This is a genomic window from Vibrio genomosp. F10 str. ZF-129 (genome assembly GCF_000287055.2).
In the GTDB taxonomy this organism is placed as follows: Bacteria; Pseudomonadota; Gammaproteobacteria; order Enterobacterales; family Vibrionaceae; genus Vibrio.
On sequence record NZ_AJYQ02000043.1, the window covers coordinates 1 to 1880 of the forward strand.

Sequence of the window (1880 nt, forward strand, 5' to 3'; positions counted from 1 at the left end):
GTACCGTACTACCTCGCATTTCGCCATTGACCCACAATTCCAGCATTCAATTTCCTATATCCAGTGCTTGTCCAATACTTGGAAGACTTGCTCACCTGTCACAGTGATCTCGACGCGTTCAAATGTCCCTTTGTGGCGATCATCAAAACGCACTCTGTTATGTGAGGTATTCCAATCGTAGAGTTCAATCACATATTCAATTTTAGGTAGCAGTAGATGCTCAACCGCTAGCTTTAAAATCTCTTGCTGATTAGGCATGTTCATGTGTTCAGCCAATGCTAAATCTTCGAATAACGCACCATCACTGAAACCAAAACGATCAAACAAATCGTCTGAATCTAGAGTCCATGTCTTACTGAACCAAATTTCGCGTGGATCGTAATTAGGTATCATTTTCAAGTTTCCAATGTTAGGTTTGTTGTTCAGATAAAGTGACATTGCCATTACTCAAACGGACTAAGTAATTGCCTTTATCCACATGCAAGTCACCATCAGCCAAATGAACGATTAATGTACCCGACTTATGGTTAAAATCATGGCTATCCAAAAAGTCAGAAATCTCACAACAATTATTGCCTAACCACTGAATTGAATTTTCGCTTACATTCTTCATAAGGTCGATGTTTCCAACGTTAAGTTGCGTCTCTATCCATGAGCTCATCGTCTGGGTCTAGTCCAGCGTCTTTTGCTAGATAGGTTATTTTTCCATCAGCAATAATGACGCGTTCCATGATTGGATTCTGATTTTCGTCAATACCAACACAAACCGGATTGTGAAATGTAATTGTGCATCCATAATCCCCATCGAGCTCCATTGGATCCAGTAATGTTATAGCTGCTATGGATTTTGGATCGATGGCCATAGCTCTATAACTTCGACATGATTTGCTACCCGTAATTCTTTGAATGATCATTTTCGCTAGGTGTCTCCTATTCGCTGGTGGCCGTACCAAGTCCAGTTTTCTATGCTAATTAACCTACTTTTTTAGCTAATGACTTTGCCAGTCCCTCGTTAACAAAGGACTTCCAATTTTCTTTAGTTAGTTCTGTATCGACAACTTCTTCTTCGACTAGCGAAATGATAATTTGTCGATTTATTAGGTTTGTTGCCATGTCTAAATCATGTAAACGAAGGAACGATGTAACACCCCAAACTTTATCTGAATGAAGTTCCAAGCTATCAGGTAGCCCCATAAGAGCAGCGAAAGCAAAATCACCTTCTCTTAATCCCCCGCAATGCAAAACCACCATATCCTCAAATCCAAGATAGATTGCTTCTAATGGTTTATCTTCATCTTCGTTTGGCTTTAGATGGACTAACCATTTGTCTTGATGGACATCAACTAAGTGATCCATCCCTTCAAAGTTTTGAAAACCGCGCAGGTTGTTGGACATGAGCACCCCGTAAACCAACTTTAGTCTTAAATGATCATCATTTAATGGTGTGTCAGGGTTTAGCACACTCTCCACTCCACGTTCTAAAATAGGTAACTCAGCAGCATCTACCAAAACAGCTAAATCTTTTTCGGCATGGGGCATTTGCCATACTGCGTATTGCATTTCACTTTTTGCCATTAACTTTTCCAATATTGTGTTACTTAATGTTTGGGCTGATTTTGGGCGTTATAAGCACCCCAAGTCCACCCCTCGAACCAAGCGGCTCTTGACTCACCATCTAAGTGAGGGTTATCCGCTTTTTCAAGACCACGATTGAAGTCGCTCTCACCTTGCTTCATTATCGATGAGTAAGCACTTGAAGGCATTTGGTCACAGTCAATTTCAAGCTTCTGATTGCCTTTATCGTAAACAGAAAGCTCTCCAAACATTTCATCGTGATCTATTGGCATAATCCAAAATTCCTATTTCGATTTTCGGTTAGT

General features: G+C 40.4%; 5 protein-coding genes. All 5 read right to left on the minus strand.

What is annotated here, in order from left to right:
• Window positions 1-54 precede the first annotated feature (54 nt).
• The 5 genes from A1QO_RS05825 to A1QO_RS05845 all read right to left on the minus strand — a co-directional run bounded on the left by A1QO_RS05825 (window position 55) and on the right by A1QO_RS05845 (window position 1847).
• The gene (locus tag A1QO_RS05825) at window positions 55-393 is read right to left on the minus strand and encodes a hypothetical protein (RefSeq protein ID WP_017041375.1); all 339 of its coding nucleotides are present in this window, start codon (window positions 391-393) and stop codon (window positions 55-57) included.
• A 16-nt stretch (window positions 394-409) separates the two neighbouring features.
• The gene (locus tag A1QO_RS05830) at window positions 410-613 is read right to left on the minus strand and encodes a hypothetical protein (protein ID WP_017041376.1); all 204 of its coding nucleotides are present in this window, start codon (window positions 611-613) and stop codon (window positions 410-412) included.
• 19 nt (window positions 614-632) lie between these two features.
• Entirely contained in the window at window positions 633-863 is a 231-nt protein-coding gene (locus A1QO_RS05835) for a hypothetical protein (RefSeq protein ID WP_241790410.1), read from the minus strand.
• Between the two features lie 109 nt (window positions 864-972).
• Complete coding sequence (locus A1QO_RS05840) at window positions 973-1575, minus strand: hypothetical protein (RefSeq protein WP_017041378.1); 603 nt, start codon at window positions 1573-1575, stop codon at window positions 973-975.
• Window positions 1576-1598: 23 nt separating this feature from the next.
• A complete protein-coding gene (locus A1QO_RS05845) occupies window positions 1599-1847 on the minus strand; it encodes a hypothetical protein (RefSeq protein ID WP_017041379.1) in 249 nt (82 codons plus the stop codon).
• Window positions 1848-1880 lie beyond the last annotated feature (33 nt).

What these genes read in the sequence shown, in the direction of transcription:
- A1QO_RS05825 (WP_017041375.1), bottom strand. Translation starts at nt 393, where the DNA reads ATGATACCTAATTACGATCCACGCGAAATTTGGTTCAGTAAGACATGG.
- A1QO_RS05830 (WP_017041376.1), bottom strand. Translation starts at nt 613, where the DNA reads ATGAAGAATGTAAGCGAAAATTCAATTCAGTGGTTAGGCAATAATTGT.
- A1QO_RS05835 (WP_241790410.1), bottom strand. Translation starts at nt 863, where the DNA reads ATGGCCATCGATCCAAAATCCATAGCAGCTATAACATTACTGGATCCA.
- A1QO_RS05840 (WP_017041378.1), bottom strand. Translation starts at nt 1,575, where the DNA reads ATGGCAAAAAGTGAAATGCAATACGCAGTATGGCAAATGCCCCATGCC.
- A1QO_RS05845 (WP_017041379.1), bottom strand. Translation starts at nt 1,847, where the DNA reads ATGCCAATAGATCACGATGAAATGTTTGGAGAGCTTTCTGTTTACGAT.